This window comes from Teichococcus aestuarii, assembly GCF_003116135.1.
Classification (GTDB): domain Bacteria; phylum Pseudomonadota; class Alphaproteobacteria; order Acetobacterales; family Acetobacteraceae; genus Pseudoroseomonas; species Pseudoroseomonas aestuarii.
On the sequence record NZ_PDOA01000007.1, the window covers coordinates 93483 to 117421 of the forward strand.

Below are 23939 nucleotides of genomic sequence, written 5' to 3' on the forward strand. Positions count from 1 at the left end.
TTCCCGAAAGCCTCGCCTGATGCGGATGCCCCGACTGCGCCTGACCCATCCCTGGCTGGCGGCCCTGCCGGCCCTGGCGCTGCTGCTGGGCGCGCCCGCCGCGCCGCGCGCCGCCGGGCTGGTCTATGTGTTGAACTCGGGCGACGCCACCATCCAGGTGCTGGATGCCGAGACGCGGGCGGAGGTGCGCCGCATCCCCGTGCTGCGCGAGGTGCACCACCTGGCCCTGACGCCGGATGGCGGCACTCTGATGGTGGGCGATTCCGGCGCCAACGAGATGCTGATGATCAACCCCGCCACGGGCGAGCTGATCCGGCGCGAGGCGCTCTCCAACCCCTACCACCTGGGCTTCAGCCCGGATGGCCGCTTCCTGGTCATCACCAGCCTGCGGCGGGACCAGGTGGACATCTACCGCTGGGACGGCGCGGCGCTGACCCTGGCCAAGCGGCTTGGCATGCCGGACATGCCGAGCCACCTCGCCTACAGCCCGGACAACCGCGTGGTCTATGTCACCCTCCAGGGCAGCGGCACCGTCGCCGCCATCAGCCTGGAGACGCTGGAGCCGCTCTGGACCGTGCCGGTGGGGCCGGAGCCGGCCGGCATCATCTGGCACCGGGACAGGCTGCTGGTCGGCATCATGGGCAGCGACCACGTGGCGGTGCTGGACCCCGCCACCCAGGCGGTGGAGCGCACCGTCTCGGTCGGGCGCGGCGCGCACGCGCTGTTCCCCTCGCCGGACGGCAGCACGATCTACGTCACCAGCCGGGTGGACAGCCGCATCACGCTGCTCGACCCGGCCAGCCTCGAGGTGGTGCGCAGCCTGAAGGTGCCGGGCGGGCCGGACTGCATCAGCATCGACCCGCAGGGCCGGCTCTGGGTGACGCTGCGCTGGCAGGGCCGCATCGGCGTGCTGGATGTCGAGACCGGCAAGCTGGAGACGCAGCGCGTCGGCCGCTCGCCGCACGGCATCCTCTACGCGGCCGCGGCCAGCGCCGCGCCGGAGGCCGCCGGGAACACGGCCGCCGGGAGCGCCGCTCCCGCCACGCCGGCGGCCACCGCAAGCCCGGCGCCGGCGCCCGCCGTGGCCCCTGTCACGGCTCCGGCGAAGGCGCCTGGCACGGCCCCCGGGGCTGCCCCGGCGGCAGCTCCGCCGCCCGCGCCCGCAGTGGCCGCTCCGCCCGCCGCCGGGGCGCCGGCCGCCCCGGCCCGTTGAGCGGCATGCCGGTGCCATCCTCCCGCCGGGGCCTGCTGCGCGTGGCGCTGGGCGGGCTGGCCGCCCTGCCGGCCGCCAGCCAGGCCCTGGCGCAACCGCCCCTCTCCAGGCCGGCCCTGGCGCAATGCCGCGCCGGCACGCTCTACCTCACCATCGACACGGGCTGGGGCCGGGAGGCGGAGGACATCGCCGCCGCCATGCGCGCGCGGGACGTGCGCGCCACCCTCTTCGTCGCCGACGAGCCGGATTACCGCGGCGGCCGCACCCTGGGCGAGGGCTGGGCGCCGTTCTGGCGCGCCCGCGCGGCGGAGGGCCACGCCTTCGCCAGCCACACCTTCCGCCACTGGTATTTCGGCGCCGATCCCGGGCTGGGGCGGGTGCGCTACGCCTCCCGCCGGGGGGAGGGGGCGGTGGTGCTGGATGGCGCCGGCCTCTGCGCCGAGCTGGCGCGGCCGGTCGATGCGCTGCGCGCCATGGCGCCGGAGGCCCGGATCCTGCCGCTGTGGCGCGCGCCGGGCGGCCGCACCAGCCCCAACGCGCTGCGCCTGGCCGCCGCCTGCGGCCTGCGCCACCAGGGCTGGACCGCGAACGGCTTCCTGGGCGACGAGCTGGACAGCGCCGCCCACCCCAACGCCGCGCTGCTCGCCCGCGCCCTGGGCGCCATTCGCGATGGCGAGGTGCTGGTGATGCACTGGGGCGTGCGCAGCCGGCGCGAGCCCTACGGGCTGGTTTTTCCTGCCTTGCTGGACGGGCTGCTGGCGAAGGGCTTCTGCTTCGCCACCCTGCCGGCCCAAGGTGCTTGAGAAGACCGGGTGCTTGAGAAGACCGGGTGCTTGAGAAGACCGGGTGCTTGAGAAGGCCGGGTGCCTGAGACGACACGCGGTGCCTGAGGAAAGAGGAGGGCGCGCATGATCGACGCGCTGCAGGATGCCTGGAACATGGGCCAGGGCTGGCTGTTCGAGGTGCTGGTCCAGCCCGCGCTCTACGCGCTCGGCCTGATGGAATGGGCCGAGGACGCCTTCGAGTGGATGAACTTCGCGCTGTTCGGCGTGGTGCAGGTGCTGGTGATCTACGCCGTGTGCCGGCCGCTGGAGGCCTGGAAGCCGGTGGAGCCGCGCACCGACGGGCGCAGCATCCGCACGGATGTCTTCTACACCGTGCTCACCCGGCTCGGGCTGCTGCCGCTGCTGGCCTTCATCGCCTTCGCCTCGCTCGGCGCCTGGTGGGAGGCCTCGGTGGCCGACAGCGGCTGGGTGCCGCCGACGCTGGAGACCCTCTTCCCGATCCTGCGGGACTGGCCGCTGCTGGCGCTGGCCGTCTACATCGTGGTGCTGGATTTCGGCGAGTACTGGCGGCACCGCTTCCAGCACACCTTCGGCTGGTGGTGGGCGCTGCATTCCATCCACCACGCCCAGCGCCAGATGACCTTCTGGACGGATGACCGCAACCACATCCTGGACGACGTCATCGGCGCCGTCTGGTTCGGCGGCATCGCGCTGCTGATCGGCGTGCCGCCGGGGCACTTCCCCATCGTGGTGCTGGTGCTGCGGCTGGCGGAGGCGCTGAGCCACGCCAATGTGCGCCTCTCCTTCGGCCGGGTGGGGGAGCGGCTGCTGGTCTCGCCGCGCTTCCACCGGCTGCACCACAGCGAGCTGGCGCCGGGCGAGGAAGGCCGCAACTACGGCGTGCTGCTGCCGGTGTGGGACTGGATGTTCGGCACCGCCGATTTCCGCCGCGACGTGTTCCGCCCCACCGGCGAATCCTCGCTGCCGGAGGCGCTGGCCACCGGCGGCTGGTGGCGCCAGCAGGTGCTCGGCCTGCGCCGCATGGGCGCGGCGCTGCTCGGCCGCGGCTGAGCCGCGCCGCTTGACGGCGCCGCCCGGGCGGGGAAGGTGAGGGGGATGAGCGAAGACCCCCGCATCTCCTCCCCCGCCGCGCTGCGCAACCGCGACCCCATCCTGGCGGTGCTGCGCCGCCACCTGCCGCCCGCCGGGCTGCTGCTGGAGATCGCCAGCGGCGGCGGCGAGCACGCGGTGCACTTCGCCGCCCACCTGCCCGGCTGGACGGTGCAGCCCACCGACCCGACGCCGGAGGCACGCGCCAGCCTCGCCGCCCGGCTGGCCGAGACGGGCCTGCCCAACCTCCGCCCGCCCCTGGCGCTCGACGTGCGGGCGCCGGATTGGCCGGTGACGCGGGCGGATGCCGTGCTCTGCGTCAACATGATCCACATCGCCCCCTGGGCGGCGACGCCGGCGCTGATGGCGGGCGCCGCGCGCTGCCTGCCGCCCGGGGCGCCGCTGCTGCTCTATGGCCCCTACCGGCGGGGCGGAGCCCACACCGCCCCCGGCAACGCCGCCTTCGACGAGAGCCTGCGCCAGCGCGACCCGGAATGGGGCGTGCGCGACCTGGAGGCGGTCACCGCCGCCGCCGTCGCCGCCGGCTTCCGCCCCGGCCCGGTGGAGGAGATGCCGGCCAACAACCTGATGCCGCTGTTCCACCGCGCGGGCTGAGCGCGCGCGGCGCCGCCTTCACCGCGCCGCAAGCATTGCCGCGCCATCCTGCCGGCCGGGCGGACGATGCCGGGCCAGGAGGGCGGAGCGATGCGCGGCGGATGGATGATGCGGGGCCTGGGGATGCTGGCGCTGGGCGCGGTGCTGGGCACCGGGCTCGGCCCGGCGCTGGAGGGGTTCACGGCGGCCGGCCCGGCCCGGGCCGAGGCGCCCATGCCCCGCTTCGCGGCGGCCGACCCGGCGGCGCTGTCGGCGGTGGAGCAGGCGCGCGGCCCCCTGCTGGTCCGTGTCCGGGCCAACGGCCTGCCAGTGGAGGTCGAGACTCTGCGCCTCGACCTGAACGGCGATGGCGAGCCGGAGATCCTGGCCCGCCTCTCCACCCCGCGCGGCTGCGCGCCGCTCGGCCGGGCGGATTGCCCGATGCTGGTGCTGCAGCGCCAGCCCGATGGCCGCCATGTCGAGATCGGCACCTTCTTCGCCGACCGGGTGCGGCTGGCCGGCGAGCGCAGCCAGGGCTGGCAGGATCTGGAGATGCGCTTCGTCAACGGCCCCTGGCGGCGCGCCGCCTGGAACGGCACGCTCTACCGGAGCACGCGCCGCTGAGCCTTTTCGGTTCGGACTCGTCACAAAATCTTGAGCGGGCCCGGCCGCCCCGGCTTGGCTCTGGCCATCCTCCCGCCACGCCCGCAGGCTGAAGGCGCGGCCCGCAAGAGGCCGCCCATGAAGCAAGCCCTGTGGAGGATATGCCGTGAAATCCCTCTCCCGCCGGTTCCTGCTCGGCGCGGCCTGCCTCGGCTGTGGCGGCGCGCATCTCGGGTTGCGCGCCACGCCGGCCCAGGCCCAGTCCACCTCTTCCCCGCGCTGGAGCCCGCCGGCCTCGGGTGAGCGCTGCCCCTCCCGCTGGGGCCCGCAGGACCGGCGCGGCAGCATGAACCTGATGACGCCGGAGCGCGCCAAGCGCGCCGCCGGGCTGGTGCGCAACGGCACCATGGTGGAGCTGGGCCACACCCTGGCGCAGACCATGCCCTTCTTCGGCACCCGCCGCTTCGACGTGCACCTGAAGCGCACCTTCATGAACCCCCAGGCCAACCGGCGCGGCAGCAACGAGGAGCTGGTGGTCTCCGAGATCGGCCAGGTCGGCACGCAGCTCGACGCCTTCCCGCACCAGACCATCGGCGACGAGGTGTACAACTGCGTCAAGTACGAGGACATCGCCGGCCGCGACGGCTTCCGCGAGATGGGGGTGGACCGGGTCGGCACCATCTTCACCCGCGGCGTGCTGATCGACGTGGCCGGGCTGAAGGGGGTGCAGACCCTGCCCGACGACTACGAGATCACCGTGGCCGACCTGGAGCAGGCGCTGCAACGGCAGGGCGTGGCGCTGGAGGAGGGCGACGCCGTCATCATCCACACCGGCTGGGGCCTGCTCTGGGGCCGCGAGAATGCGCGCTACGTCGCCGGCTGCCCCGGCATCGGCGTGGCGGCGGCGCAGTGGATCCTGCAGCGCAACCCGATGCTGATGGGCTCCGACAACTGGCCGGTGGAATGCGCGCCCTCCAAGACCATGCCGGATGCCAGCCTGCCGGTGCATCAGCTGGCGCTGGTGGTGCATGGCGTGCACCTGCTGGAGAACATGAAGCTGGACGAGCTGGCGCGGCGCGGCCAGTCGGAGTTCGCCTTCATGCTGCAGCCGCTGAAGATCAGCGGCGGCACCGGCTCCACCGTGGCGCCCACCGCCATGTTCTGAGCGTGCCGCGGCGCCGCGCTCAGGCGGCGCCGATGGCGGCCTCCGCCAGGTTCAGCTCGGCGCGCAGCAGCGCCAGCGCGGCGGCGGCGCGGCGGTGGCCGGCCACCGCCTGCGCCACCCGCTCCGGCATGGTGGCGTAATGCTCGTAGCTGCGCGCGATATAGGCCGGGAGGTCCATCACGTTGAGCTCCCGGTCCCCCTTGCCGGTGATCGAGCCGCGGAAATGCAGGTGCCCCCGGAGGCCCAGCCGGCGGCCGATCTCGGGATAGACGGGCCAGACCGGATGATTGAGCAGCCGGTCGCCCAGCGCATCGCCCAGCTCGCCGGTGTGCTCCTCCACCAGGCCGAGCCGCCGCAGCACCGCATGGGCGATGTCCGAGATGACGTAGGGCTTGGGGTGGATCACGGTGTGCATGAAGGCGCGGCCCCGCCAGCCCTGCAGCAGGGCGGCGCCGTCGAGGCCGAAGCCCGCCATGTGGGCGGTGAAGGCCTGGCTCGCCAGCGCGAACTCGTCGAAATAGCCGAGCCGGGCATAGACGAAGCTGTTGAACATGCGGGCCGTGCGCTCGGGCGGCAGGCCGGCCACGAAGGCGGCGGCGATCAGGGCGGAATTGCCGGTGCCCATCGGCCCCTGGATGTTCCCCGCGGTGTCGCCGAGGGAGACGCAGTCCGGATGGTAGCCGCCGAAGGTCACGCCGGGGATGAAGTGCAGGTTGGCGTGCGCCGCCTGCGCCAGCGCCTGGCGGCGCAGCGGGCCGAAGCGGGCGCCGCCGATCGGCTGGACGAAGGCATGGTCGTAGCCGGGAATGGCGGCGGCGATCTCCTTCGCCTGGCGGGCGGTATCCGGGCGCGTGGTCGGGAAGTGGTCGATCCGCGCCCCCGGCAGCCAGATCTGGAGCGCGTCCCGGAAGGAGCCCGTCTGGCAATTGCCGATGAGCAGAATTTTCATCTCGACGTCTGACACCTCTTCAGGACCCGTGGCGCATCGCCCGGCGCCTTCGGCCGGGCAGGAAAACATAGGAAACCGGCGGCGCCTCAGCGCAGGCTGCGCTCGATCTCCTCCTCGTCGCAGATGATGTCGAGGTTCTGCGCGTATTCGGCGGCATAGTCCTGCCGCAGGGAGGGCGGCACCGTGCCAGCCCCGGTATCGGACGGCGGCGGCCCGGCGGGGGGCTCCTCCGGCAGCGGAAAGGGCTCGGCCGCCGCGGCCTCGCCATCCTCCTCCTCCGCCGCGCGCAGCAGGTGCCGGCTGAACACGTCCATCACCGCCGCCACGCCCTCCGGCGTCACGGAGCGCAGATCCTCCTCGTAGTACCGGCCACGGGCTTGCGGGCCGGTGATGATCTCGAAGGAGGGGAAGTAGAGGACGCCCGGCAGGCCGTCGGCCACCTCCTGCGCGGCCACCCGCAGCACGGACTTGCTGTAGACCGTGGCCGGCAGCACGTGCTGCGCCGTGTAGGTGGCGATCAGCGAGACGGGCGAGACCGTCAGGATCACCCGCACCCGGGGGTTCACCGCCCGCAGGCGGGCCAGGAAGGTGGCGAGGTCGGCGCGCGTCTCGGCGGCGGTGAAGTTGTGGAAGGCGTAGTCCTCCGCCGGCCGGCCCGCGCCGACCACGCCGGGCGCCAGCGGATAGGCCGCGCCGTCCAGCCGGCTGACCCAGCCCTCCGTCAGCCCCAGGGTGAAGACGAAGACGTCGCATTCCTCGAAGGCGCGGCGGATCGCCTGCAGATGCGGCTCCCGCGCCCGCCGCACCGCCTCCGGGCTGTCATGCCCCGTCTCCAGGATGCGCGGGCGGAAGGCGTCGACATACCGCCCGTCCGGCCGCTGCCAGACATCGTCCTGCGGCTCGAACAGGCTGTAGGCGCGGTTGAAGGTCTGCAGCAATTGCCGGCAGGTGTAGATGTTGCCGTAGCGGGCGGAGAACAGGTCGTAGCCATGCGGGTCGGCCTCCGGGTCGCCGCCGCTCTCCGCGCGGAGATAGCTGAAGCCCTGCGCCACCAGATGCCGCGCGATGTGCTGGGCGAAGCAGCTCCCGGCCGTGGCCACGGCGTCGCGCGGGCCGATGGTGAAGGGGGTGCCGGCCAGCGGATCGACCGCATCCCGCGCCGCCGGGCGCGAGACGGCGCGCGACCAGAAGGCGTGGTCCGGAAGACCGAGATAGGGATTCGTCAAGGGGTCCACCCGCCATGGTTGCGGACGCCCCGTCATGGCGCCCGCGTGCTTTGTGGCGCGGGCCGGGCGGGTCGGTCAATCGCTCCCCAGCCCGGCCAGACGCCGGGCCTTGCGCAGCAGGCGGGCGGCCAGGGAGGGGCGCTCCGTCACCTCCCGTGCCTCGCCGCCGCGGCTGACCACGAAAGCCCTTTGCGGGGCCGGTGCCAGACCCCAGAAATCCAGGATGGCATGGGTGGAGGAAAGGCCGACATCCAGCATGTAGGGGCCGGCCTCGCCGATCCGGCCCTCATGCTCCTGCGCCTCGCCGGGCGGGTGCAGCGGCACGCCATGCGCCAGGCTGTCGATGCTGTAGGCCTCGACCAGCCGCCGGCCGTCCGGCGCCAGCCACAGACGGTGCGTCACGCCATCGGCCGTGGCGCTGCCGGCCGGCCGCTCCAGGTCCTGCCCGTGCAGCGCCAGCCACTGCTTCAGGATCTCGTCGGCATTGGCCGGGGCCACCGTCCGGTCCGCGGCACCCTGCCAGACGGATATCCGCGGCCAGGGCCCGGCATGGCCGGACGCGGCCCGCACCGGCGCGGCCCGTTCCTCGGCGCTCAGGATTTTCGGTTGGAACATGGCCTCGAAGGCCTGCGGTACGCTGGCGGCGGCGCCATGGGGCAGGCCCGCGAGAATGGCCCCGGCCGCGAACACCTCCGGATAGCAGGCCAGAAGAGCCGAGCTCATGCCGCCGCCCGCCGACAGGCCGGTGACGAAGACGCGGTGCGGGTCCAGCCGGTGCTCGCGCAGCATGTGGTCCACCATCTGGCGGATGGAGGCGGCCTCGCCGGAATCGCGGCGCGTATCGTCCGGGGCGAACCAGTTGAAGCAGCGCTTGGGGTTGTTCTCGCTGCGCTGCTCGGGCAGCAGCAGGGCGAAGCCGAGGCGGTCCGCCATGGCGGACCAGCCGCAGCCGCGGTCATAGCCCGCAGCGGTCTGGGTGCAGCCATGCAGCGCCACCACCAGCGGCGCGCCGGGGCGGAGCGCGGCCGGCACATGGACGAGCATCCGTAGCGCGCCCGGGTTTTCGCCGAAATCGGCGATCTCGTTCAGGCGGCCATCATCCGCGGGGCCTTCCGGCGCGCCGACGAACAGGCGGCTCCAGCGCTGGCGCAGGCGGATCAACCTGTCCAGGCCATGCAGCGCAAGCGTCACGGTCATCCTTTCAGCGTTGTGCGCGCCTCCGATCATCCGGGCGGCAGGGCTGCTCCCGGCACCGCGGAGGAAACCGCGCGGAAGGAAGCCGGGATCAGGCCCCTTCCTTGCTTGGTTGCAACGCACAAACACTGCGATGGATGCTGCGGATCAGGTCCGGCAGGTCCTTCGTGTCCACCGGCGTGGCGGCGACATAGCGCGAGACGATGTTCGCGGTGATCACCAGCGCCGCCGGAATGGTCCGTGGCGGGGCATCCTGCGCCCCGAGCGCCAGGATGCCACCGGCGATCGGCAGGTCCGGCGGCACGGGCAGCGGCGGAAAAGCCAGGGATGGAGAAGGCAGCGGCGGAGAAGGCAGGGGCGGCGTGTCCTCCGCTTCCGGCGCCCCGGCATCCGCCGGCATCTCCGCCGGTTCCTGCGCCGCGGCCATGCCGGCAGGGACTGCCGCCGGAAGTGGTTCGGCGGCGGGCGGCTCGGCGGCGGGCGGCTCGGACGCGGCGATGTCGGAAGCGGTGGCATCCGCGGCGGCGGGAGCCGGCGCGGCAGGAGCAGCGGGCGCCTCGGGCGCGGGAACCGCCACGGGCCCGGGCTGTTCCAGAAGATGCCGGAGCGTGGCGGCCGTTTCGAAGAAGCCATCCTCCCGCATGATCAGCCAGGGCTCGCCCTGGATCCAGAACACGCGCCGTTGCATCGACAACACAGCCACCTGTTGTGCATCAGCCGCGATCAGGCGGCAGCCGCGCGCCTTCGCAATGGCGGCCTCTTCAGGCGTCAGGTTCACGAAACTTTTGTCCTCCGAAGCCGGTCCGTGCGGGAGCGGTGGGTTCGCTTCTCGGCGGCCCGCTGTTGGATACTAACATGACTGGTGAAGCGACATGATAACCGCATGCGCGGAAGAATTGATAGAATTTGTTTTGATGGCGATGAATTAACGCGCTTCGTCCGTTTTTTTCTACAGTTGTTTGCGGTCCGCGCGCGAAGTTGAGAAGCGCCATCCCCTCCTCCCTTCAAGGGGCCGGGGAACGGCGGCGTCCATGCTGTGTTACCTCGGCATGCAAGCTCTTCTGTTCCACAATCCTTCCGCGGGGCAGGGCGACCATTCCCTGCGGGAGCTCACGGCGGCGCTCGAGAGAGCCGGCCTCTCCCTGCGCGTCTGTCCCAGCAAGGGCGAGGCCGTCGCCAGCGCGTTGGAGACGGCGCCGGATCTGGTCATCGTGGCCGGCGGCGACGGCACGGTCGGGCGCATCGCCACGCGGATGCCCAACAGGGCCCATCTGGCCATCCTGCCCTTCGGCACCGCCAACAACCTGGCACGCTCCCTGGGGCTGTGGGATTCGCATCGGGCCTTCGCCGAATCCTGGAGGCAGGCCCGCCAGGTCCGGCTCGACCGCGCCTTCGTGGAAGGCCTGGGCGAGCGCCAGCGCTTCCTGGAGGCGGTGGGCTTCGGTGCGCTCGCGCGCGCTGTGGACCATGCCGACAAGAGCGGCACGGAAGGCATCGAGGCCGGGCGTGCCGCCTTCCGCACCATCCTCTCCCATGCCGAGCCGCGGCGCTTCCGGGCCCTGCTGGACGGCGAGCCATGGGAAGGGGAAAGCCTGTTCGCCGAAGCCATGAACATCCCGCTCTTCGGCCCCAACCTGGCCATCGCGCCGCAGGCCCGCCCCGGAGACGGCCGGCTGGACCTTGTGGTGCTGCCACCCGAGCGGCGCGAGGCCATGATCGCGTGGCTGCACGCCCCCGAGCAGGGGCCGCCGCCGACGTTAAGCCGCGCCGCGCATGAGATCGTCCTCTCATGGCCCGCCGGCCCGGTGCGGCAGGACGACACGTGCCGCGACGAGACGCTGCCCGAGGAAATCCGCCTGGGGCTGGAGCAGGAGGCGCTCACCGTGCTGGTTCCCGCCGCGGCGGAGGGCGTGGCATGAGCGCCGCCGGAGCCGGGCTGCCGGATGGGTTGAGCCCCGCCCTTCTGGCCGAGATCGAGGCGATGGCGCTGGAACTGGCCCGTCTGGCCGGGACGCAGATGGCGCAGGCGCTGGGCCATACCCTGGCCGTGGAATACAAGAGCGATCCCGCCGGGCAGCTCAGCCTGCGCGACCCGGTCTCGGAAGTGGACCGCGCCGTGGAAGTGCTGATGCGCGCCCGGCTGGCGGAGCGCTTTCCCGACCATGACGTGCTCGGCGAGGAGATGCCGGACCGCCCCGCCTTCGGCAGCCGCTTCGTCTGGGCTGTGGACCCCGTGGACGGTACCGCCAACTTCATCAACGGCTTTCCGCTTTTCTCCGGCTCCGTGGGCGTGTTGCTGGACGGCCGGCCGATCGCGGGCGCGGTGTGGTGCGCCTCGAGCCACGCGCTGCGCGCCGGTGTCTATCACGCGACGGTGCAGAGCACGTTGCGCTTCGAGGAGGAGCCCGTCGCCCGCGCCTACAATCCAGCGATCCGCCGGCGCCTCGCCGGGCTGGCCAACCATGCGCCGAACATCCCCTCCGCCTGGGAGGTGCGGCGGACCGGCTCGGCCGCGATCGAATGCGCCTTCATCGCGGCGGGGCTGCTGGAAGTGGCCCGGTTCGAGCGGCCCAATGCCTGGGACGTGGCCGGCGGGTTCGCGCTGGTGCAGGCGGCGGGGGGCACCATCCGCACCCTTGGCGCAGAAGGGTGGGAGGATTTCGCGGGGTTCGGCGCCGCCGAGGAACTGGCGGGCTGGCGCCGGCCCGTGGTGCTGGGGCGGGCCGAGGCGGTGGAGCTGCTCTGCGCGGCCACCCGCTGAAGGCGTGGAGAGGAGGGAGAGCGGCGTGGCTCTCCCTCAGGCGGAGGCGGCGGTCAGTTCAAGCTGGCATGGCGCACCAGCGCCACCAGCTCGGCCGGAAGATCCTCGTCCTGCTCCAGGGCGGCAGGCTGCTCGAGATTGGCCCGCAGCCAGGCATCCAGCGCCCGGTCGGGCAGGCTGCGGAGGGCGGGCGGAGCTTGCGTCTTCATCGTCTGTGGCCTGTCATCAGTCACGGGCTTCGCCCTCCCGGGCGCTTGCGTCTCGGCAGGATAACGGAGCGGAACAACGTACGGTTGCGGCTGCACCGTCATGATGACCGACATGGCAGAAGGCGTAACCTTTCTGCCACAGCACCGGCCCGGGCGGCCGCCGCCCTCAACCCGTGGCGTGGGCGAAGGTTTCGGCCAGCCCTTCCGCCAGCGACCGGGGCGAGACCCCCAGCGTGGCGCGCATCTCGGCGATGTCGAAGGCCTTGTCCTCGGTCAGGCGGCGCAACTCGTCCGGGCCGATGCGCGGCAGGCCGGGCACCAGCGCGGCCACGCGGCCCAGCAGGACGAGCGGCGCCAGCGGCATGGGCAGCACCGGCGGCGCCCGGCGCCCGGCGGCATGGGCCACCGCCGCCAGGAAATCCCGGTAGGCGACGGGCTCCGGGCCGGCCACCACCAGGGTGCGGGGGGTGGGCCAGTCGCGGTCCAGCGCCGCCAGCAGGCAGGCGGTCAGGTCGTCCTGGTAGATGGGCTGCACCAGGGCGCGGCCGCCCCCCGGCAGCGGCGCCACGGGCAGCCGGCGCAGCAGGGCCGCCAGGCGCTGCACGTTGTTCTCGCCCTGGGCGCCGTAGATCATGGTGGGGTGCAGCATCACCCCCGGCTGGGGCCCCGACAGGAAGGCGGCCTCCCCGGCACGCACGCCATCGCCATGCGCGTCCGGCCAGCGCGAGAAGCGGCGCGTGGAACCGATCAGCACCAGCGTGGCCCCCGGCGGCGCCGCCCGCTGGATGGCGGCCGCCCAGCGCGCATGGGCGGTGGAGACGATGCGCTCCGCCCCCTCCAGCGCCCGCGCCAGCGCCTTGTGGTCGCCGATCTCGGCCAGGCGGGGCTCGAGCGGGATGCCGCGCGCCGCCCAGCGGGCCGGGTTGCGCACCACGGGGATGACGCTGTCGCCGCGGGCGAGGAGGGCGCGGCAGAGGGCCGCGCCAGTGCGCCCCGAGGCGCCGAGCACTGTGATGGCGGAGGCGGACCGGGTCATGCCGCCGTCGCTAGAGGCTTCCGGCGGCAGGGGCAAGGGGCCCTGGCGCGCGGGGGAGGGGGGTGCTGGACCATTGCCGCCCCCTGACGCATCCTGCCGCGCGGACGGGGGCCACCCCGCCGGGAAGAACACAGGAAACGCCATGCCGCTCTATGAACTGGATGGAATCGCGCCCCGCCTGCCGGAGGCCGGCCGCTACTGGATCGCCCCCGACGCGCATGTGATCGGCGACGTGACGCTGGGCGAGGATGTGGGCATCTGGTTCGGCGCCGTGCTGCGCGGGGACCGGACGCCCATCATCGTCGGCGCCGGCACCAACATCCAGGAGGGCGCGATGCTGCACGCCGATCCCGGTGCGCCGCTGACCATCGGCGCCGGGGTGACGGTCGGCCACCATGCCATCGTGCATGGCTGCACCATCGGCGACGGCACGCTGGTGGGCATGGGGGCCACGGTGCTGAACAATGCGCGGGTCGGCCGCAACTGCCTGATCGGCGCCAATGCCCTGGTGACCGAGGGCAAGGAATTCCCCGACAACTCGCTGATCATCGGCTCGCCCGCCAAGGCCGCGCGGGAGCTGGACGAGGCGGCGATCGCCGGCCTGCGCGCCTCGGCCGAGAACTACGTGCGGAACTGGCGCCGCTTCGCCAAGGGGCTGCGCCGCATCGACTGAACGCCCGGCGGCGGGCGGGGCGCCTCACCCGGCCGCGCCCTCCTCCCTGCCGCCGCGGTAGTCCTGCGGCGCGATGCCGTGGCGCTTGAGCTTGTCGTAGAAGGTCTTGCGCGGAATGCCGAGGGCGGCGACGGCCTGCCGCACATCGCCCTGGTGCGCCGCCATCGCCTCCGCCAGCAGCGCCGCCTCATAGGCATCGACGCGCTCCGGCAGGGAGGCAGCCCCCGCCATCGCCCCAGCCGGGGCCGCCCCGGCCGCGGCAGGCAGATCGGCCAGGCCCAGCGCCACCCGCTCGGCGAAGTGGGAGAGCTCGCGCACATTGCCGGGCCAGGCATGGCTCTCCAGATGGCGCCGCGTGGCGGCGTCGATCGCCGGCGCGGGCCGCTCGAAGCGCGCCGCGGCGCGGGCCAGGAAATGCGCGAACAGCAGCGGGATATCCTCCCGCCGCTCGCGCAGCGGCGGCACCCGCAGCGTCACCACATGCAGCCGGTAGTAGAGATCCTCGCGGAAGGCGCCCTGCCGCACCAGCTCGGCCAGACCCACCTTGGTGGCGGCCACCACGCGCAGGTCGAGCCGCCGCACCTCGTTGGTGCCGAGGGGGGCGATCTCGCGGCTCTCCAGCACCCGCAGCAGCTTCACCTGCATGGCGGGCGTCATGGCCTCGATCTCGTCGAGGAACAGCGTGCCGCCATCGGCATGCTCGATGCGGCCGACGCGGCGCTTCTGCGCGCCGGTGAAGGCGCCGGCCTCGTGGCCGAACAGCTCGCTCTCCATCACGCTCTCGGGCAGGGCGCCGCAGTTCAGCGCCACGAAGGGGCGGGCGGCGCGGCGGCTCAGCGCGTGGAGCTGGCGCGCCACCACGTCCTTGCCGCTGCCCGTCTCCCCCTCCACCAGCACGTCCACCGCCGCGTCGGCCACCTGGCGCAGCGTCTCCCGCAGGCGGCGCATGGCCGGCGCGGCGCCGAGGAAGGCCCCGTCCTCCGCCCCGGCCGCCTCCACCGCCCGGGCCAGGCGCCGGTTCTCCAGCACCAGCCGCCGCTTCTCCAGCGCGTGGCGCACGGCGGCGAGGAGCTGCTCGGCCGGGTAGGGCTTGGGCAGGAAGTGGTAGGCCCCCTCGCGGATGGCGCCGACCGCCATCGGGATGTCGCCATGCCCGGTGATGAGGATGACCGGCAGGTCCGGGTCCAGGGCGCGCAGGCGGCGGAACAGGGCCAGCCCGTCCATGCCCGGCATGCGGATGTCGGTCACCACCACGCCGGGGAATTCGGCGTCCAGCACGTCGAGCGCCCGCGCGGCGGAGGGCACGGCCATGGCCGTCAGCCCCTCCAGCGCGAAGCTCTGCAGGTTGGCCTCCCGCAGGGTGTCGTCGTCGTCGACGAACACAACGTCCATCACAGCGCCTTCCCGAAGGTCATGACGAATTCCGCGCCTTCCGCGCCCTCCGGGCGTTCCGGCGCCTCCAGCGTGCCGCCGAGATCGGCCACGATGTCGCGGCAGATCACCAGCCCCAGGCCGAGACCGGCGGATTTGGTGGTGGTGAAGGGCATGAACAATGAGCGGCGCACCACGGGGGCGAGGCCGGGGCCGTTATCGGCCACCCGCAGCGTGGCGCCGCCCTCCGGCGCGGCGGCGGCGCTGATGCGGATGCGGCCATCGGCGCGGCCCTGCAACGCCTCGATGGCGTTCTGGACGAGGTTCACCAGCACCTGCTCCAGCCGCACCCGCTCGGCGCGGAGCCGGGGCTCGCCCTCCACCGACACCTCCACCGCGACGCCGTGCTGCCGCAGCCGGTGGCCGACCAGCAGCAGCGCCCCCTCGATGGCGGCGCGCAGGGCCACCGGCTCGCTCTCGCCGCCACCCTTGCGGGCGAAGCCGCGCAGCCCCTCGGTGATGGTGCCGATCCGCCCTGTCAGCCCGGCGATCGTCTCCACCGCGCGCCCGGCCGTGGCCGCGTCGCCGCGCCCCAGCAGCTTCAGCGCGTTGTCGGCGAAGGTGCGGATGGCGGCCAGCGGCTGGTTGATCTCATGCGCCACGCTGGCGGTGATCTGGCCGAGGATGGCCAGGCGGTTGGCCTGGGCCAGCTCGTCGCGCAGCCCGTGCAGCGTGGCCTCGGCGCGCTGGCGTTCCACCGCCTCGGCGCGCAGCCTTGCATTGGCGGTGCGCAGCTCGGCGGTGCGGAGGCTCACCTGCTCCTCCAGCTCCTGCCGGCGGGCGGCGTCGCGCGCCAGGTCGCGGCGCAGCCGGCCGCGCCGCCGCAGCGCCAGCGCCATGCCCGCCAGCCCCGCCCCGCCCAGCAGCAGCGCGCCCAGCCGGGCCGCCAGCCGGGCCGGCTCCAGCACCGGGCGCACCGGGGCCAGCAGGGTGAGTGTCCAGCCGGTGCCGGGCACGGGGCGGGTGACGGGCAGGGCCGGGCTGTCCTCCGGCCGGGCGCCGGGCGGCAGGCGGCGCAGCGTGGCATCGCCGGCCAGCGGCGCGAGGCGGAGGTCGCCGAGCGGCGCATTGCCGAATTGCAGGCTCTCGCGGATCGCCTCGCGCTCCGGCCCCGCCAGCGGCCGGGTGGCCAGGAAGTGCCAGGCCGGCACGCTGGTGACGGTGACGATGCCGCGCGGGTCCGTGGCCAGGACGGGACCGGGCAGCCGGCGCCAGGCTTCCTCCACCGCCTCGAACTCCGCCTTGACGACGATGACGCCGACCGGCCCGTCCCGCCCGTCCAGCCGCCGCGCCAGGTAGAGGCCGGGGCGGTTGCTGACGGTGCCGAGGGCGAAGTGCTCCGCCGCGCCCTCGCGCAGCGCATCGCGGAAATAGGGGCGGAAGGCATAGTCGCTGCCGACGAAGCTGGTGCCGGTGCGCCAGTTGCTGGCGGCCAGCGCCACGCCGGTGCGGTCCAGCGCGTAGATCACGGCGGTGCGGGTGCCCTGGGCCAGCGCCTCCAGCTTGGCGTTCAGCGCCTCCAGCCGCGCCGGGCTGGGGGCGGCGAGCGCCTCCCGCAGGTCGGGGTCCTGCGCCAGGATGAGGGGCAGGCTGCGCTGCTTCTCGATCTCGGCCTGCAGCACGGCGCCGCGCAGCTCGGCGGCGGCGCCGGCCGAGGCGGCGAGGTCGGCCAGCACCCAGCGCCGCGCCAGATGGTCGGCGCCACGGTCGAGCGCGAGCAGCACGGCCAGGGCCGCGACAACCTGGAACAGGCTCCGCCATAGGCGGGCCGCGCCGGGCGCGGCGCTCATGCCGGATGCCCGTCAGGCCGGGCGGAAAACCGCACAACGCCTCTGGAAGCTGTGCGGAAATCCGCACGATCAGCGCCGGCGTGCCGGCCACGCCGCCGCACAAACATGTATAAGATCAAGGAGTAAGCCAGAGCGGCCGGACCCTGCCCGCTCTGGCACCCCCCTTGCCATGGGGGTTCCGAGCACCGCCCTCGCGGCGGTCCACACCACGGAACGACACCGCCGGCGCGGCGGCACGGCCACGCCGGAACTTCAGGCAGGGGGGGATATCCATGGCCTATGCACCCATCCAAGCGGCGACCGCGCCCGGCGCGCCGCGCAAATTCTACCAGCACCTGTATGTGCAGGTTCTCTTCGCCATCGCCGTCGGCATCCTGCTCGGGCACTTCTATCCGCAGACCGGCGCGGACATGAAGCCGCTGGGCGACGCCTTCATCAAGCTCGTGAAGATGGTCATCGCGCCCGTCATCTTCCTCACCGTGGTCACCGGCATCGCCGGGGTGCGCGACATCGGCAAGGTCGGCCGCGTCGCCGGCAAGGCGATGCTCTACTTCCTGGTCTTCTCCACCCTGGCGCTGATCGTCGGGCTGATCGTGGCCAACATCGTGCAGCCCGGCGCCGGGCTGAACGTGGACCCCGCCACGCTCGACCCCAAGGCCGTCTCCGGCTACGCCGCCAAGGCGCACGAGACGACGCTGGTCGGCTTCCTGACCAACATCATCCCCGCCTCGCCGGTAGCCGCCTTCGTCTCGGGCGACATTCTGCAGGTGCTGTTCTTCTCGGTGCTGTTCGGCATCGCCCTCGCCTCGGTGGGCGACAAGGCGGAGCCGGTCATGGCCGTGCTGCACTCCGCCTCGGCCGGCATGTTCAAGCTGGTGGCCATCCTGATGAAGGCCGCGCCGATCGGCGCCTTCGGCGCCATGGCCTTCACCATCGGCCGCTACGGCATCGGCTCCATTGCCAGCCTGGCGCTGCTGATCGCCACCTTCTACCTCACGGCGCTGATTTTCGTGCTGGTCGTGCTGGGGGCGGTCGCCCGCTACAACGGCTTCTCGATCCTGGCGCTGATCCGCTACATCAAGGAGGAACTGCTGCTGGTGCTCGGCACCTCCTCCTCCGAGGCGGCGCTGCCGACGCTGATGGAGAAGATGGAGCGCGCCGGCTGCCGCAAGTCGGTGGTGGGGCTCGTGGTGCCCACCGGCTACAGCTTCAACCTGGACGGCACCAACATCTACATGACCATGGCGGCGCTGTTCATCGCTCAGGCCACGGGCATCGAGCTGAGCCTGTGGGACCAGGTGCTGCTGCTGCTGGTGGCCATGCTCTCCTCGAAGGGCGCGGCGGGCATCACCGGCGCGGGCTTCATCACCCTGGCCGCCACCCTCTCGGTGGTGCCGGCGGTGCCGGTGGCCGGCATGGCGCTGATCCTCGGCATCGACCGCTTCATGTCCGAGTGCCGGGCGCTGACCAACCTGGTGGGCAATGCGGTGGCCTGCATCGTCGTCGCCCGCTGGGAAGGCGAGCTGGACCAGAAGCAGCTGCGCCTGGCGCTCAGCGGCAAGGCGCTGCCGGAGGCGCCGGAGGCCATCGGGCTGGCGCAGCCGGCCGAGTGACGCGCCGCGCGCGCCGGGGCGACCAGCCCCGGACCGCGCCGGAGGCCGGCCGGGGGAGCATCCGCTTCCCCGGCCTTTTTTGCGCCGCTGCCCGGCGGCCCCGCCGCTTGTGGCCGGCCCGCGGCCGCCGCAACATGCCGGCCCGCCACGGCCTGCCCGCCGTGGCCTGCCCGCCGGATTGCCAAGGGAGTTCCACCCGTGCCGGAGACCACCGCGACGGACCTGCCCCGGCAGGCCGCCGCCGCCCTGGAACGGCTGCGCCTCGCCACGCCGCTGGTCCACAACATCACCAATGTCGTCGTCGCCAATGTCACGGCCAATGCCCTGCTGGCGGTGGGCGCCTCGCCGGCCATGGTGCAGGCGGAGGAGGAGGTGGCCGATTTCGCCCCCCACGCCGCCGCGCTGGTGGTGAATATCGGCACCCTCACCGCGCCGCAGCTGCGGGCCATGCGCCGCGCCGTCCCGGCGGCGCGGGCGGCGGGCGTGCCGTGGGTCCTCGACCCCGTGGCGGCCGGCGCCACCCCGTTCCGGCTGGCGGCGGCGCAGGAGATGGCGGCGCTGCGCCCCGCCGTGCTGCGCGGCAACGCCTCCGAGATCCTGGCCGTGGCCGGCGAGGCCGGCCTCGCCTCCCGCGGCGTCGACAGCGCGCATCCCACGGCGATGGCGCACGCGGCGGCGGCGCGGCTGGCGCGCGCGCTCGGCATCACGGTCGCCGTCACCGGGGCGGTGGATCATGTCACCGACGGGGAGAGGGCCGTCGCGGTGGCCAATGGCCACCCATTGCTCACCCGCGTCACCGGCATGGGCTGCACCGCGACGGCGCTGATCGGCGCCTTCCTGGGCGCCGGGCTGCCGGGGATGGCGGCGGCGGTGGCCGGGCTGGCCACGCTGGGCGTGGCGGCCGAGCGGGCGGCGGGGCAGGCGTGTGGCCCCGGCAGCTTCCAGGTCGCGCTGCTCGACGCGCTGCATGCGCTGGAGGCACCGGCCCTGGCCGCCTCCGCCCGCCTGGCCCCGGCGCCCGCCGGAGGCTGACCAGGGGGCGGCGCGGCGGCGCCTTGCCTCAGCCCGGGCGGCCCACCAGGGCGATCACCGCCTCGATCACCTCGCCGATGATGAAGGGCTTCTCGAAGATGCGGGCGAACAAATGTCCGCTCTCGCGGGCGAGGTCGGCATGCGCGCCGCTCATCAGGATGATCGGCATGCCGGTGCCAAGGCGGCCCCGGATCGCCTGGGCGAACTCCACGCCGTTCATGACCGGCATCATGTAGTCGGTGATGACGAGATCGGGGCGCTCGCGGTCCAGCACGTCCAGCCCCTTCCTGCCGTTGCTGGCACGGACCACCATGAACCCTTCATCCTCCAGGGCGAAGGCGAGCACGTCCGTGATGAGGAACTCGTCGTCCGCGACCAAGATCGTTGTCATGATGTGGTACCGCTCTGAACGCTCGCGCGGTCAGCTCCCCTTCTTCGTAGGGGAGCCGGAAAGCACCATGGACATCTTCTCGAAGCTCGGCTTGAGGAGGATGCCATCGCTGGTGATGGTGACGTCGCGCAGGGAGGGGTCGTAGTCGCTGTCGCGCACCTTCAGGATGGTCAGCACCCGCCTCACATCCGCTTCCACCTCGACGAAACGGAGCATCAGCAGATTGTCCATGAGGCTGGAGAGTTCCGGCGCCGGCGCATTGATCTCCGCTCCGAACAGGCCGCGCATCTCCCATGTGGACACGGTGGTGACGCCGCGTTCGCGCAACTCGTTGGTCAGGGCCGTGTAGAAGTCGATCAGCCGGTCCGGGCGGGCGGCGGCGCGGGCCATGCCGCTCAGGCTGTCGATCATCACGCGCCGCACCTTGCGCCGTTCGACGGCCCCGAGCAGCTGATGGCCCAGCCGGTCCAGGGACCGCTGCGAGGCAGGCTGCCAGATGATCTCGACCGCGCCGGAGGCGACCAGGCCGCGCAGGTCGATGCCCAGGTTGGCGGCCTTCAGGCAGAGGCGCTCCGGCGTCTCGTAGAAGCCGAACAGCAGCCCCGGCTCCTCCGGCGTGCAGCGTGACAGGAAATGCAGGCCGAGCGAGGTCTTGCCGCTGCCCGAAGGCCCCAGCACCAGGGTGATGGAGGCAGGCGGCAGGCCGCCGCCCAGCATCTCGTCCATCACCGGGATGCCGCTGCTCTCCCGCGCCACGCTCACCGGCTCCTGCGAGGCGATCTGCCCCCAGACGGTCTCCAGCCTGGGATATACCACGACGCCCTGGCTGTTGATCTCGAACTCGTGCAGGCCGGCAAGGGCGCCGCTGCCGCGGGTCTTGCGCAGGTGGATGCGGCGCAGGGAGCGGCTGCCGACCAGCTCCTCCCCCAGCTCGATCACCCCGTCCACCATGGTGTGCTCCGGGCTGCCATCATCCAGCCGGGCGCTGGTGAGGAACAGCACGGTGCAGCCGGCGAAGGCGGCATGGCCCTGCAGCTCCGCGATGAAGCGCTTGGTGTCGAGCTGCGTCTCGGCGCGGGAACGGGCGTTGAGCACCCCGTCCACCACCATCACCGAGGCCTTCTGCCGGCTGATCTCGCGCCGCAGCAGCTTGACCACCTCGTCCAGCCCCTCATTCTCCAGCGTGTCGAAGGCGCTGACGAACTGCATCTCCGCGCCCACCCGGTCCCGCCGGAAGAAGCTCAGCGTCGACAGGAACTGGAACAGCCGCTCATGCGTCTCGGAGAGCAGGGTGGCGAACAGGACGCGCCCGCCGCGGCTGGCGTGGTGGAAGGCGATCTGGCTGGCGAAGATGGTCTTCCCGGAGCCGGGACGCCCCTGGATGATATAGGATGAGCCGGCGACCAGCCCGCCCTTCAGCAGGATATCGAGGCCGGCGATCCCACTTTCGATCCGGGGAAGTTGTTCCATGGGGTTCGCCTTGCTGAGAGTCCGGAGGGCGGATCATTCGCGAAACGGATGGGATATGATCCTCTGGAACCGCCCGGGCGCGACCACGGCCCGGTCCTCTGGACCATGCCCGGCCAGTGCGGTGATGCTCCGTCCCTTCAACGGACATTCGCGCGTGACGTCAAGACCACGCTTCTGGCTCTCGCCCTGGGAAAAAGCGGCCGCGGCGGGCTGCGTGGCCCGCCGCGGCAGGCCGGCACGGAGGAAAGCGCCCGTGCCGGTTCCCGAACTGTTTACAAACGGTGGGCGCTGCCGGGCGCGCGGCCCGCAGGCGGAGCCGCCACATGGCTGCCGCCCACGGCCAGCCTTCAGGCCGCCTGCTTCACCGCCAGCGGGTTGATGGCGGAATTCGCCATCTCGTTCAGCAGGCTGTCGGTCTCCTTCTCCTCCGCCAGCGTCGCCTCGATCAGCCCCAGCACCTCCTTGTCGCCGCGGGCCTTGGCCCAGGCCAGCAACGTGCCGTAGCGCGCCATCTCGTAGTGCTCCACCGCCTGGGCGGAGGCGATCAGCCCCGCATCCAGCACCGGGCCGGGCCCCTGCGCGCTCTCGATCAGCTCCTCGCATTCCTCGACCAGGCCGTTGATGGCCTCGCAGGTCACGCCCTGGGCGCGCTTGCCGAGCGCCTCGAAGACCTGCTGCAGGCGCTCGATCTGGCCCTGGGTCTGCTCGCGGTGCTTGAGGAAGGCGGCCTTCAGCGCCTCGTCCTGGGCGACTTTCGCCATCTTCGGCAGCGCCTTCAGGATCTGCCGTTCAGCGTAGTAGACATCCTTCAGCGTGTGCAGGAAGAGGTCGTCCAACGTCTTGATAGTGGCCATGTCTGATCTCCTGATTGACGCCGCGCCCGTGGCGGGGCGCAGCGCGATGTCGCCAGGGCCAGAACATCCGGGCGGGGGGCAAGGTTCCCGCCTTCGTGCAACCTCATCCCCCGTTCAGGGCTTGCAACGAGAGGTTCATAACAAAGGAGGCCCGCTCCATGGCCGACACATCAGGATATCGCTCGGTGCGCCCGCACAATGTCGGCCCGCACGACGTGCAGAAGGATGAGAAAACCGAGGCGACGACGCGGCGGCAGCCGGAGAAGGCCTACAACACCGAGGTCGCGGAACAGGCCGCCATCACCGGTGCCAACCGGCCGGAGCAGTCCAAGAAGGACTGAGCCGCGCGGTCTGGTTCGTTTCCCCCGCACCGCCCGCCGCGCCCGGCAGGGGGGGCGGGCAAGGTTGCGCCGCGGCGCGCTTGTGTCCAAGCTCGCCGCAGAACAACCTGGAGGAAACGAACTTGGTGCGACACCTGCTGGGCCGCCGCGGCCTGCTGGCGGCCCCGGCCCTGCTTCTGGCCCGGCCGGGCCTTGCGCAGCCATCCTGGCCGACACGGGCAATCTCGATCGTCACCGGCTACGCCCCCGGCGGCCTGACCGACGTGACCACCCGCGCTATCGCACAGCGCATGGAGCGCGACCTGGGGCAGCCCATCGTGGTCGAGAACCGGGTCGGGGGAGCGACCTCGGTGGCTTCCACCCATGTCGCCCAGGCCGCGCCCGACGGGTACACCCTGCTGATGGGCGCATCCTCCCTGGCCATCAACCCGGCCCTGCAGCCTGACCTGACGCCGCGCGAGCCGATGCGGGAGCTGCTGCCGCTCGGCCTTGCCTACCGCACCGCCTTTGTCCTGCACGTGCATCCCAGCCTGCCCGTGAAGTCGGTGCCGGAGCTGATCGCCTATGCGAAGGCCAATCCCGGCAAGCTGAACTTCGGCAGCAGCGGCACGGGCGCGGTCAACCACCTGGCGCTGGAACTGCTCCGGCAGCAGGCGGGCATCGACGTGCTGCACGTGCCCTATCGTGGCGGCGTGCCGGCGCTGACCGACCTGCGGACCAACCGGATCCAAGCGATGTTCCAGGCGGCGCTGGAGGCCCTGCCGGTGGTGCAGGAAGGCATCACCCGCGCCATCGCCGTCAGCAGCAAGGAGAGGATGCCGCTCTTCCCCGACGTGCCGCCGGTGGCCGACACCCTACCGGGCTTCGAGGCGGTGTTCTGGCAGGGGCTGTTCGCGCCGCGCGGCCTGCCGGCGCCGATCGCGCAGCGCCTGACCGAAACGCTGCGCAACGCCACGGAGGACCAGGACCTGCGCGCCCGCATGGCGGCACAGGGTGTCGCCATCGAAACCGGGGATGGCGAGGCCATGCGCCGCATCCTGGCCGAGGACACCAGGCTGTGGGGAGAGCTGATACGGCGCGGCAACATCCGCCCGGAATAACGCCGTTCAGCCTGCCTTCCGGTGCAACCGGTGCAACCCGCCGGCCTCCCGGAGCTTCTTGACCCATCGGGCCGATCCGGCGCGGCAGGGAAAGCCTGCCGCGCGGCGGCCAAAACCCGAGCGGAACAGGGCGCAGCGCCATGGGCATTATCTGGACCATCATCATCGGCTTCCTCGCGGGCCTCGTCGCGAAGTGGATCATGCCGGGCGACAAGGAGCCGAGCGGGTTCATCCTGACCACGCTGCTGGGCATCATCGGCGCCTTCGTCGCTTCCTATCTCGGCCAGGCGGTCGGCTGGTACCGTGCGGGAGAAGGAGCGGGCTTCATCGGCGCCGTGGTCGGGGCCATCATCGTGCTGGCCATCTACGGCATGGTGGCGCGCCGCCGCGCCTGAGGCC

The 23939-nt window shown here is 72.6% G+C and carries 25 protein-coding genes; 14 read left to right on the forward strand and 11 right to left on the reverse strand.

The window, feature by feature from the left end:
- Window positions 1-19: 19 nt before the first annotated feature.
- From CR165_RS12275 to CR165_RS12300, 6 genes are all read left to right on the forward strand, one after another.
- Window positions 20-1213, forward strand: a complete 1194-nt coding sequence (locus tag CR165_RS12275; RefSeq protein WP_146201894.1) for a YncE family protein — start codon at window positions 20-22, stop codon at window positions 1211-1213.
- A gap of 5 nt (window positions 1214-1218) precedes the next feature.
- Window positions 1219-2016 carry a polysaccharide deacetylase family protein gene (locus CR165_RS12280; protein ID WP_109517283.1) on the forward strand — a complete coding sequence of 266 codons (798 nt, stop codon included), beginning with the start codon at window positions 1219-1221 and terminating at the stop codon, window positions 2014-2016.
- A 105-nt stretch (window positions 2017-2121) separates the two neighbouring features.
- Window positions 2122-3069: a sterol desaturase family protein gene (locus CR165_RS12285; RefSeq protein WP_109517284.1), complete on the forward strand. Its 948-nt coding sequence runs from the start codon at window positions 2122-2124 to the stop codon at window positions 3067-3069.
- Between the two features lie 45 nt (window positions 3070-3114).
- Complete coding sequence (locus tag CR165_RS12290) at window positions 3115-3723, forward strand: DUF938 domain-containing protein (RefSeq protein WP_109517285.1); 609 nt, start codon at window positions 3115-3117, stop codon at window positions 3721-3723.
- Between the two features lie 90 nt (window positions 3724-3813).
- Entirely contained in the window at window positions 3814-4326 is a 513-nt protein-coding gene (locus tag CR165_RS12295) for a hypothetical protein (RefSeq protein ID WP_109517286.1), read from the forward strand.
- A 145-nt stretch (window positions 4327-4471) separates the two neighbouring features.
- Complete coding sequence (locus tag CR165_RS12300; RefSeq protein ID WP_109517287.1) at window positions 4472-5470, forward strand: cyclase family protein; 999 nt, start codon at window positions 4472-4474, stop codon at window positions 5468-5470.
- Window positions 5471-5489: 19 nt separating this feature from the next.
- Here CR165_RS12300 and CR165_RS12305 read toward each other — a convergent pair whose 3' ends face one another.
- The 4 genes from CR165_RS12305 to CR165_RS12320 form a co-directional block, all read right to left on the reverse strand.
- A complete protein-coding gene (locus CR165_RS12305; RefSeq protein ID WP_109517288.1) occupies window positions 5490-6419 on the reverse strand; it encodes a WcbI family polysaccharide biosynthesis putative acetyltransferase in 930 nt (309 codons plus the stop codon).
- A gap of 86 nt (window positions 6420-6505) precedes the next feature.
- A complete protein-coding gene (locus CR165_RS12310; RefSeq protein WP_219929735.1) occupies window positions 6506-7645 on the reverse strand; it encodes a GSCFA domain-containing protein in 1140 nt (379 codons plus the stop codon).
- A gap of 75 nt (window positions 7646-7720) precedes the next feature.
- Entirely contained in the window at window positions 7721-8842 is a 1122-nt protein-coding gene (locus CR165_RS12315) for an extracellular catalytic domain type 1 short-chain-length polyhydroxyalkanoate depolymerase (RefSeq protein ID WP_245906372.1), read from the reverse strand.
- An 88-nt stretch (window positions 8843-8930) separates the two neighbouring features.
- A complete protein-coding gene (locus CR165_RS12320) occupies window positions 8931-9533 on the reverse strand; it encodes a hypothetical protein (RefSeq protein ID WP_146201895.1) in 603 nt (200 codons plus the stop codon).
- 355 nt (window positions 9534-9888) lie between these two features.
- On the opposite strand from CR165_RS12320, the gene CR165_RS12325 reads away from it, so the two are divergent.
- Window positions 9889-10758, forward strand: a complete 870-nt coding sequence (locus CR165_RS12325) for a diacylglycerol/lipid kinase family protein (protein ID WP_181378135.1) — start codon at window positions 9889-9891, stop codon at window positions 10756-10758.
- Entirely contained in the window at window positions 10755-11600 is an 846-nt protein-coding gene (locus CR165_RS12330) for an inositol monophosphatase family protein (RefSeq protein ID WP_109517292.1), read from the forward strand. The genes CR165_RS12325 and CR165_RS12330 overlap by 4 nt, the downstream gene beginning before the upstream one ends.
- 53 nt (window positions 11601-11653) lie before the next feature.
- On the opposite strand, the gene CR165_RS25035 is transcribed toward CR165_RS12330, so the two are convergent.
- Both CR165_RS25035 and CR165_RS12335 read right to left on the reverse strand, forming a co-directional pair.
- Window positions 11654-11809, reverse strand: a complete 156-nt coding sequence (locus CR165_RS25035) for a hypothetical protein (RefSeq protein WP_181378136.1) — start codon at window positions 11807-11809, stop codon at window positions 11654-11656.
- Window positions 11810-11975: 166 nt separating this feature from the next.
- A complete protein-coding gene (locus tag CR165_RS12335) occupies window positions 11976-12845 on the reverse strand; it encodes an SDR family oxidoreductase (RefSeq protein ID WP_109517293.1) in 870 nt (289 codons plus the stop codon).
- A 142-nt stretch (window positions 12846-12987) separates the two neighbouring features.
- Between CR165_RS12335 and CR165_RS12340 the strand changes: the two genes are divergently transcribed.
- Complete coding sequence (locus tag CR165_RS12340) at window positions 12988-13518, forward strand: gamma carbonic anhydrase family protein (RefSeq protein ID WP_109517294.1); 531 nt, start codon at window positions 12988-12990, stop codon at window positions 13516-13518.
- 24 nt (window positions 13519-13542) lie between these two features.
- On the opposite strand, the gene CR165_RS12345 is transcribed toward CR165_RS12340, so the two are convergent.
- Entirely contained in the window at window positions 13543-14910 is a 1368-nt protein-coding gene (locus tag CR165_RS12345) for a sigma-54-dependent transcriptional regulator (RefSeq protein ID WP_181378137.1), read from the reverse strand.
- Complete coding sequence (locus CR165_RS12350) at window positions 14910-16739, reverse strand: sensor histidine kinase (RefSeq protein ID WP_109517296.1); 1830 nt, start codon at window positions 16737-16739, stop codon at window positions 14910-14912. The genes CR165_RS12345 and CR165_RS12350 overlap by 1 nt, the downstream gene beginning before the upstream one ends.
- A gap of 272 nt (window positions 16740-17011) precedes the next feature.
- Between CR165_RS12350 and CR165_RS12355 the strand changes: the two genes are divergently transcribed.
- Together CR165_RS12355 and thiM are read left to right on the forward strand one after the other, a co-directional pair.
- On the forward strand, window positions 17012-18352 hold the full coding sequence (locus CR165_RS12355) for a dicarboxylate/amino acid:cation symporter (protein ID WP_109517297.1): 1341 nt from the start codon (window positions 17012-17014) through the stop codon (window positions 18350-18352).
- 198 nt (window positions 18353-18550) lie between these two features.
- The gene (gene thiM / locus CR165_RS12360) at window positions 18551-19384 is read left to right on the forward strand and encodes a hydroxyethylthiazole kinase (protein ID WP_245906374.1); all 834 of its coding nucleotides are present in this window, start codon (window positions 18551-18553) and stop codon (window positions 19382-19384) included.
- Window positions 19385-19412: 28 nt separating this feature from the next.
- On the opposite strand, the gene CR165_RS12365 is transcribed toward thiM, so the two are convergent.
- The 3 genes from CR165_RS12365 to CR165_RS12375 form a co-directional block, all read right to left on the reverse strand.
- Window positions 19413-19775, reverse strand: coding sequence for a response regulator (locus tag CR165_RS12365; RefSeq protein ID WP_109517298.1), 363 nt, complete (start codon window positions 19773-19775; stop codon window positions 19413-19415).
- Between the two features lie 30 nt (window positions 19776-19805).
- Window positions 19806-21245, reverse strand: a complete 1440-nt coding sequence (locus CR165_RS12370) for an ATPase domain-containing protein (RefSeq protein WP_109517299.1) — start codon at window positions 21243-21245, stop codon at window positions 19806-19808.
- A gap of 347 nt (window positions 21246-21592) precedes the next feature.
- The gene (locus CR165_RS12375; RefSeq protein ID WP_109517300.1) at window positions 21593-22099 is read right to left on the reverse strand and encodes a YciE/YciF ferroxidase family protein; all 507 of its coding nucleotides are present in this window, start codon (window positions 22097-22099) and stop codon (window positions 21593-21595) included.
- Window positions 22100-22257: 158 nt separating this feature from the next.
- Between CR165_RS12375 and CR165_RS24525 the strand changes: the two genes are divergently transcribed.
- The 3 genes from CR165_RS24525 to CR165_RS12385 all read left to right on the forward strand — a co-directional run bounded on the left by CR165_RS24525 (window position 22258) and on the right by CR165_RS12385 (window position 23935).
- The gene (locus CR165_RS24525) at window positions 22258-22440 is read left to right on the forward strand and encodes a hypothetical protein (RefSeq protein ID WP_146201896.1); all 183 of its coding nucleotides are present in this window, start codon (window positions 22258-22260) and stop codon (window positions 22438-22440) included.
- A gap of 125 nt (window positions 22441-22565) precedes the next feature.
- Window positions 22566-23540, forward strand: a complete 975-nt coding sequence (locus CR165_RS12380; RefSeq protein WP_219929736.1) for a Bug family tripartite tricarboxylate transporter substrate binding protein — start codon at window positions 22566-22568, stop codon at window positions 23538-23540.
- A 140-nt stretch (window positions 23541-23680) separates the two neighbouring features.
- Entirely contained in the window at window positions 23681-23935 is a 255-nt protein-coding gene (locus CR165_RS12385; protein WP_109517302.1) for a GlsB/YeaQ/YmgE family stress response membrane protein, read from the forward strand.
- Window positions 23936-23939 lie beyond the last annotated feature (4 nt).

What these genes read in the sequence shown, in the direction of transcription:
- CR165_RS12275 (WP_146201894.1), top strand. Translation starts at nt 20, where the DNA reads ATGCGGATGCCCCGACTGCGCCTGACCCATCCCTGGCTGGCGGCCCTG.
- CR165_RS12280 (WP_109517283.1), top strand. Translation starts at nt 1,219, where the DNA reads ATGCCGGTGCCATCCTCCCGCCGGGGCCTGCTGCGCGTGGCGCTGGGC.
- CR165_RS12285 (WP_109517284.1), top strand. Translation starts at nt 2,122, where the DNA reads ATGATCGACGCGCTGCAGGATGCCTGGAACATGGGCCAGGGCTGGCTG.
- CR165_RS12290 (WP_109517285.1), top strand. Translation starts at nt 3,115, where the DNA reads ATGAGCGAAGACCCCCGCATCTCCTCCCCCGCCGCGCTGCGCAACCGC.
- CR165_RS12295 (WP_109517286.1), top strand. Translation starts at nt 3,814, where the DNA reads ATGCGCGGCGGATGGATGATGCGGGGCCTGGGGATGCTGGCGCTGGGC.
- CR165_RS12305 (WP_109517288.1), bottom strand. Translation starts at nt 6,419, where the DNA reads ATGAAAATTCTGCTCATCGGCAATTGCCAGACGGGCTCCTTCCGGGAC.
- CR165_RS12315 (WP_245906372.1), bottom strand. Translation starts at nt 8,842, where the DNA reads ATGACCGTGACGCTTGCGCTGCATGGCCTGGACAGGTTGATCCGCCTG.
- CR165_RS12325 (WP_181378135.1), top strand. Translation starts at nt 9,889, where the DNA reads ATGCAAGCTCTTCTGTTCCACAATCCTTCCGCGGGGCAGGGCGACCAT.
- CR165_RS12330 (WP_109517292.1), top strand. Translation starts at nt 10,755, where the DNA reads ATGAGCGCCGCCGGAGCCGGGCTGCCGGATGGGTTGAGCCCCGCCCTT.
- CR165_RS25035 (WP_181378136.1), bottom strand. Translation starts at nt 11,809, where the DNA reads ATGAAGACGCAAGCTCCGCCCGCCCTCCGCAGCCTGCCCGACCGGGCG.
- CR165_RS12335 (WP_109517293.1), bottom strand. Translation starts at nt 12,845, where the DNA reads ATGACCCGGTCCGCCTCCGCCATCACAGTGCTCGGCGCCTCGGGGCGC.
- CR165_RS12340 (WP_109517294.1), top strand. Translation starts at nt 12,988, where the DNA reads ATGCCGCTCTATGAACTGGATGGAATCGCGCCCCGCCTGCCGGAGGCC.
- CR165_RS12345 (WP_181378137.1), bottom strand. Translation starts at nt 14,910, where the DNA reads ATGGACGTTGTGTTCGTCGACGACGACGACACCCTGCGGGAGGCCAAC.
- CR165_RS12350 (WP_109517296.1), bottom strand. Translation starts at nt 16,739, where the DNA reads ATGAGCGCCGCGCCCGGCGCGGCCCGCCTATGGCGGAGCCTGTTCCAG.
- CR165_RS12355 (WP_109517297.1), top strand. Translation starts at nt 17,012, where the DNA reads ATGGCCTATGCACCCATCCAAGCGGCGACCGCGCCCGGCGCGCCGCGC.
- CR165_RS12365 (WP_109517298.1), bottom strand. Translation starts at nt 19,775, where the DNA reads ATGACAACGATCTTGGTCGCGGACGACGAGTTCCTCATCACGGACGTG.
- CR165_RS12370 (WP_109517299.1), bottom strand. Translation starts at nt 21,245, where the DNA reads ATGGAACAACTTCCCCGGATCGAAAGTGGGATCGCCGGCCTCGATATC.
- CR165_RS12375 (WP_109517300.1), bottom strand. Translation starts at nt 22,099, where the DNA reads ATGGCCACTATCAAGACGTTGGACGACCTCTTCCTGCACACGCTGAAG.
- CR165_RS24525 (WP_146201896.1), top strand. Translation starts at nt 22,258, where the DNA reads ATGGCCGACACATCAGGATATCGCTCGGTGCGCCCGCACAATGTCGGC.
- CR165_RS12385 (WP_109517302.1), top strand. Translation starts at nt 23,681, where the DNA reads ATGGGCATTATCTGGACCATCATCATCGGCTTCCTCGCGGGCCTCGTC.